The organism is Candidatus Angelobacter sp. (genome assembly GCA_035607015.1).
Classification (GTDB): Bacteria; Verrucomicrobiota; Verrucomicrobiia; order Limisphaerales; family AV2; genus AV2.
In genome coordinates this window covers 1-6,221 of record DATNDF010000017.1, presented here as the reverse complement: position 1 = coordinate 6,221, position 6,221 = coordinate 1, and the positions used below count along the sequence as shown (strand labels likewise).

5 protein-coding genes are annotated in these 6,221 nt (G+C 59.0%); 4 read left to right on the top strand and 1 reads right to left on the bottom strand.

What is annotated here, in order from left to right; translation table 11 throughout:
• On the bottom strand, positions 1-1,853 hold a 1,853-nt coding region (locus VN887_00695), incomplete at its 3' end, for a DUF1549 domain-containing protein (protein ID HXT38517.1).
• 389 nt (positions 1,854-2,242) lie between these two features.
• Between VN887_00695 and VN887_00690 the strand changes: the two genes are divergently transcribed.
• From VN887_00690 to VN887_00675, 4 genes are all read left to right on the top strand, one after another.
• Positions 2,243-2,857 (top strand): TetR/AcrR family transcriptional regulator, encoded by a 615-nt coding sequence (locus VN887_00690; GenBank protein HXT38516.1) that lies wholly within the window; start codon positions 2,243-2,245, stop codon positions 2,855-2,857.
• Between the two features lie 99 nt (positions 2,858-2,956).
• Positions 2,957-3,232 (top strand): hypothetical protein, encoded by a 276-nt coding sequence (locus VN887_00685; GenBank protein ID HXT38515.1) that lies wholly within the window; start codon positions 2,957-2,959, stop codon positions 3,230-3,232.
• Positions 3,233-3,283: 51 nt separating this feature from the next.
• A complete protein-coding gene (locus tag VN887_00680; protein ID HXT38514.1) occupies positions 3,284-4,468 on the top strand; it encodes an efflux RND transporter periplasmic adaptor subunit in 1,185 nt (394 codons plus the stop codon).
• A gap of 20 nt (positions 4,469-4,488) precedes the next feature.
• A partial coding sequence (locus tag VN887_00675) for an efflux RND transporter permease subunit (protein HXT38513.1) occupies positions 4,489-6,221 on the top strand: 1,733 nt, incomplete at its 3' end.

The window sequence follows — 6,221 nt, the reverse complement described above, 5'->3', positions numbered from 1 at the left end:
AAGCCGCGGTCGGTGCGGTTCCAGATGGCAATTTCTTCGAGTGATATGTCCGCGCCGAGATCCAGCTCCCACCACGGATTGTCCTGAGCCTTGGTCAGCGTCGTGGATGCCGCATCGAAATTGCCGTCCGTGTTGCCATCGTTTGCCCGGTCTGCCGCGGCGCCATCGTCGGTGCTTGATTGGCTCGCTTTCCCGGTGGTCGCGATATTCTTTTGTTCGTCAAAGGCCTGGACTTCCGCGAGCGAAAGGACGCGTTGCGCGCCCGGCAATTCGATACGGACGAAGCGCGCGCGCGGCGGCTCCGTCTTCGGCGCGCGCACTGCGAGTTGAATTTCGTTCAACACCCCTTTTCCGGTTTCGGCGCTGCGACCGGGCCCCTGCTTCGGCCGACTTTCACCCGGCAACAGTTCGAGCCGGACAGAGGTGATATTGGTCAAATCAGTTCGCGTTTTGAATATGTAGGTGTCGCGCTCCCGCGAGTTGCCAGTGGCGAGAACGGAGTTGTCGGGCAGTTTGCCGAGCGTCGCGCCTTCATACGATTCGAGGGCGAATGGTTCGAGCGTGATCCAGCCAATGCCTTTGGCCTGTCCCTTTTCCCATTTGGCCAGGTCGGCCTCAAATTCCGGGGTTGTTTTCTTTCGCTCACTTTCCAACGCGACGATCTGCGCCCGGATGTTGTCCATTTTTTCGCGCTGCTCTTGTGTCGGCAGCGGCAGCGTGGGACGTTCGTCAGGCCGGTCATTGTCTTCGGTCTGATTAAAGAAAGCGTAGAAAGAATAGTATTCCCGCTGGGTGATCGGATCATACTTGTGGGTGTGGCACTGCGCACAACCCATTGTCAGACCCATCCAGACTTGCGCCGTGGTGTTGGCGCGGTCCTTCACAGCCGCGACGCGGAACTCCTCGTCGTCCGTACCGCCCTCGGTGTTCGTCATCGTGTTGCGATGAAACGCGGTCGCGATCCGGTCTTCGTCGGTCGCGTTCGGCAACAGATCACCGGCGATCTGCTCGATCGTGAACCGGTCGTAAGGCATGTTGTCGTTCAGTGCGCGGATCACCCAGTCGCGCCACGGCCAGATGTTCGGGCGGAGCGGATCGGAACCGTAACCGGCGGAATCGGCGTAGCGCGCCAGGTCAAGCCACACGCGCGCCCAGCGTTCGCCATAGGCGGACGAACCCAGCAGACGGTCAACCAGCCGCTCGTAGGCATCGGGACGCCGGTCGCTGACAAAGGCATTAACTTCCTCCCGCGTCGGTGGCAGGCCGGTCAGATCCAGCGACAGACGCCGGACCAGCGCGTAGCGATCGGCCGGGGGCGACGGCTTCAAGCCGTTCTTTTCAAGTTTCGCGAGAATGAAGGAGTCAATTGGATTGCGCGGCCATGAACGCATTCTGACCCTGGGCAGCGGGGGCCGTTCCGGCTTCAGGAAAGCCCAATGCGGTGTGTACGGGGCGCCTTCTTTAATCCAGCGCTTTATCAGATCGATTTCGACTGCTGAAAGCGTGCGGCCGGTCTTGGGCGGCGGCATCAGATCATCGGGATCCCTGGCGGTGATGCGACGGATCATTTCGCTGTCGGCAAGATCGCCCGGAACGATGGGGCGTGTGCCTTTGTGGTCCTTGAGGGCGTCGTCGCGCAGATCCAATCGCAGTTTGGCCTTGCGTGAGCCCTCGTCCGGACCGTGGCAACTGAAGCATTTACTGGAGATGATCGGACGGATTTGCGAACTGAACTCGACGGGTTCGGCGGAAGTCTCCTTCTTCGCCGCGCCAGCCAGGGCAGTTGTCACCGTTAACCAGACTGCCGCGGTCAATGCGACCGCGAGGCCGTGCCATGAAACAGACTTGCTCATGCGATCAATTCACAACTGATGTGTGAATGACATTTTCTATCAAACCGGGACGACGATGGAAAGAAAGTAGTCAGCCGCCACCCCGGATGAAAATGAAAGTTGGCGTACCGCCCGGAAACGCCTGCGGCCACCAAACCGCGCAGCGCCGACCACCTTGCTCTTTTCCCGCCGAGGTCCCAGCCTTCTTGCACCGAATCAGACCGTGTCCTGGGACAAGTGGAGCAATCTTCAATCAAACCAACCCGGCCGAGAGCTAACACCTTAGCGTACAAGGAATGAACACGCCTGAAAAACTCTTCCAAAAAAATAGTTGACTGATTAGTCCAATTGGCTAAGTTAGTCGTGCACCAGCGAAAAGCGTGGGCGCGGATTGAAGAGAAAATTATTTTATGGGTCGTGTCAGTGATGCCAAAGAAAGATTGATGGAAGCGGTCAGGGAACTGATCTGGACCGGCTCCTACGGGAGTACCACCATCGATCAAATCTGTGAGAAGGCGGGCGTCAAGAAGGGCAGTTTTTACTATTTCTTCGACTCGAAGGCCGACCTGGCTGTGGCCGCGATCGACGAGGACTGGCAGCGCAAACGGCCGGAATTGGATTCCCTGTTCTCAGCCACGATTTCGCCGTTGGACCGACTCCGAAGCTACTGCGACTTTGGCTATCGTTTTCAGACTGAAATCAAGGCCAAGTGCGGCCGGGTGCTCGGTTGCCCGCTATTCACGCTCGGTTCCGAGGTCAGCACTCAAGAGGACCGCTTGAGGAAAAAAATCGAGGAGATCCTCGATTACAAACGAAAGTATCTTGAAGCGGCGATCCGTGAAGCGCACGCCGCCGGATTGATCAACGCGCCGGACGCCCCCGCCAAAGCGAGAATGCTGTTCGTCTATTACGAAGGGTTGCTCACACAGGCGCGCATCCAAAACGACCTGACTGTGCTCCGCGAAGCAGTGCGGGGAACATTTGAGTTGTTAGGAACAAAAGAGCCGTCGCTGGTGCCCGCGTAAAGCAAAGAGTTTTTTTGGGCGTTTATTTGACTAAACAGACAACTACTCCTTTCGGCCCATATGAATGCAACTCGAACCATGATAACAAGTCAGACTGAAATGAACAGAAACCATCGTCAGACATCGTCGGATGCGCGCGTCGGCTTCGCGGCCGTTCGCGCGATCATAGAACAGGAGTTCTCGGCGCTCAGCAAACACCAGCCTCGTGTTTTTCAGCTCGCCCTCAACGAGGCGGAAGCCATCGCCTGGCAAACAGGATTCGCTCACCTGATTTTCCCCCAACTCGCCGTCGAGAAGATTCAGGCCGTTGCCGGGTGGCATGCCCGTCAGGAATCCATCCGGCAGGGTGAACCGATTCTGTCGTTCGCCGAGTAGCACAACCGAATTCCTGTTTTGAAAAACTGAAATCCTCAACGCTTGATGTTTATGTCGAAGATCAAATTATTTTCCCCGACTTCTTCTGTTGTTTTGCTGGCGGTGATCGTCACGCTGTTGCAAGGGTGCGCCCGGCAAACCGCGCAATCGCCACCACCGCCCCCATCCGTCACGGTCGCGCCGGTTGAACGCAAGGAAGTCGTGGAATGGGATGAGTTCACGGGCCGAACGGAGGCCGTGGAATCGGTGGACGTGCGCCCGCGGGTTTCCGGTTACATCCAGGAGGTGGGGTTCCAATCGGGCCAACTGGTGAAGAAAGGTGACGTGTTGTTTGTCATCGATCCGCGGTGGCACCGGGCCGCGTTCGATCAACGCCAGGCTGAATTCGAGCAGGCCAAAGTACGACTGGATAACACCCGGCGTGAGGCCGACCGGACACCACAGCTGCTGGCGAACAAGGCCATCTCGACAGAGGACGCCGACGCCCGTCAGGCACGTTACCAGGAAGCAAAAGCGGCGCTTCTGGCCGCGCAAGGAGCGCTCGACTCGGCAAAGCTGGACCTCGAATACACGCAGGTCCATGCACCAATTGACGGACGCGTCAGCCGCGCGCTGCTGACGGAAGGCAATTACGTTAGCGGGGTCGCCGGAGCTGCCAGCCTGCTGACGACCCTCGTTTCGGTGGACCCGGTTTACGTGTACGCGGACATCGACGAGAATTCCCTGCTGAAGTTCAACGCCCTGGCGCGGGCCAGAATGCTCGAAACGAACGGCGACGGAAAGATTCCCGTTCAATTGCAGCTTGCCGACGAAGAAGGGAAAGGGTTTCCGCATAAAGGGCACATCGAGTCGTTCGACAACCACCTCGATCCGAATACGGGCAGCATTCTGTTGCGCGCGGTGTTTCCGAATGCTGATGGGCGGATCGTGCCGGGGCTGTTCGCGCGCATCCGCGTGCCCTTGAGCGAGCGCCGACCCGCGCTGCTCGTGGAGGAACGCGCCATTGGCACGGATCAGGCACAGAAGTATGTGCTCACGCTGACCGAGACCAACACCGTTGCGTATCAGTCGGTAAAACTCGGCCCGCTTGTTGACGGCAAACGCATCGTTCGCTCCGGCTTGGAAGGTGGCGAAAAAATTGTTGTCAACGGACTGCAGCGCGTGCGGCCGGGAATGCCCGTGTCTCCGCAGGAAGGCGTCGCTGGTAATGATGAACCGAGTATTGCGAAGCGATAAACAGATTCCAGGGAGTCATCATGAACTTTTCCAGTTTCTTCATCCGCCGCCCGATTTTTGCGGGCGTGCTTTCGACCCTCATTTTCCTTGTCGGGCTGATCGCGATGTGGAAGTTGCCGATCAGCGAATACCCGGAGGTCGTTCCGCCCACCATCGTCGTCCGCGCGACATATCCGGGCGCCAACCCAAAAACCATCGCCGAGACCGTCGCCTCGCCACTGGAGCAGGCCGTCAACGGCGTGGAGGATTCGCTCTACATGTTTTCACAGGCCACGGGCGACGGCGTGATGACGTTGACCGTGACGTTCAAGCTGGGCACGGATGTCGACAAGGCGCAGGTGCAGGTGCAGAACCGCGTGTCGCAAGCGCTGCCCAAATTGCCCGAGGAAGTCCGCCGGCTTGGCGTAATAACCGTCAAGCAGTCACCCGACCTGACGATGGTCGTCCATTTATTCTCGCCCAATGGCCGCTACGACGAGGTCTATCTCCGCAACTATGCGACCCTGCAGGTAAAGGACGTGCTCGCGCGCATCCCCGGCGCGGGCGACGTGGAAGTCTTCGGCTCGGGCGATTACGCCATGCGCGTCTGGCTCAACCCGGATAAGATCTCGGCTCGAAATCTCACGGCGAGCGACGTCGTCGGCGCCATCCGCGAGCAGAATGTGCAGGTTGCCGCGGGCGCGATCGGGCAGCAGCCGGTCAGTTCACCGGTGAACTTTGAATTACAGATCAACGCAAAGGGACGGCTGATTTCAACGGAGGAATTCGGCCAGATCATTGTGAAGACCGGGCCGAACGGTGAAAAAACCCTGCTCAAGGACGTTGCCCGCATCGAACTCAGCGCGGGCAGTTACGCGTTGCGTTCACTGCTCGACAACAAAACGGCCGTCGCTCTGCCCATTTTTCAAACTCCCGGCGCCAATGCGCTGGAACTTTCTGCAAGGGTCCGCAGCACGATGGAGAGATTGAAAAGCAACTTCCCGAGCGGCGTGGATTACTCGGTGGTTTACGATCCGACCGTTTTCGTGCGGCATTCGATTGAGGCCGTGGTTCACACCCTGCTCGAAGCCATTCTGCTCGTCGTGATCGTCGTCATCCTTTTTCTTCAGACGTGGCGCGCCTCGATCATCCCGCTCGCCGCCGTGCCCGTGTCGCTCGTTGGAACCTTCGCCGTCATGCTGGCGCTCGGATTTTCCATCAACAACCTTTCGCTGTTCGGCCTGGTGCTGGCCATCGGCATCGTGGTGGACGACGCCATCGTCGTCGTCGAAAACGTCGAGCGCAACATCGCGCTCGGCCTGTCGCCGGTGGACGCCGCGAAACGGGCCATGAGCGAAGTCACCAGTCCGATCATCGCCACCGCGCTCGTGCTCTGCGCCGTGTTCGTGCCGACGGCGTTCATCAGCGGACTTACGGGTCAGTTCTATAAACAGTTCGCCATCACCATCGCGATCTCGACGGTCATCTCGGCGATCAATTCCCTGACGCTTTCGCCCGCGCTGTGCGCGGTGCTGCTCAGGGATCATCAGGCGCCGAAAGACCGGTTCGCGCGTGGCATGGAAAAATTGTTCGGCTGGTTCTTCCGCCCGTTCAACCGCGCCTTCGCCTGGTCGGGCAACAAATACTCCGCCGGCGTCGGCACGGTTCTGCGCAAGAGCGCCGTCGCCTTGATTGTTTATGGCGGGCTGGTGCTCCTCACCGGCTGGAGCTTCAACAAGGTGCCGACCGGCTTCGTGCCGACGCAGGACAAGCA

Bases quoted from the DNA above. Each gene is read 5' to 3' on its own strand.
- VN887_00690 (HXT38516.1), top strand. From the start codon at position 2,243: ATGGGTCGTGTCAGTGATGCCAAAGAAAGATTGATGGAAGCGGTCAGG.
- VN887_00685 (HXT38515.1), top strand. From the start codon at position 2,957: ATGAACAGAAACCATCGTCAGACATCGTCGGATGCGCGCGTCGGCTTC.
- VN887_00680 (HXT38514.1), top strand. From the start codon at position 3,284: ATGTCGAAGATCAAATTATTTTCCCCGACTTCTTCTGTTGTTTTGCTG.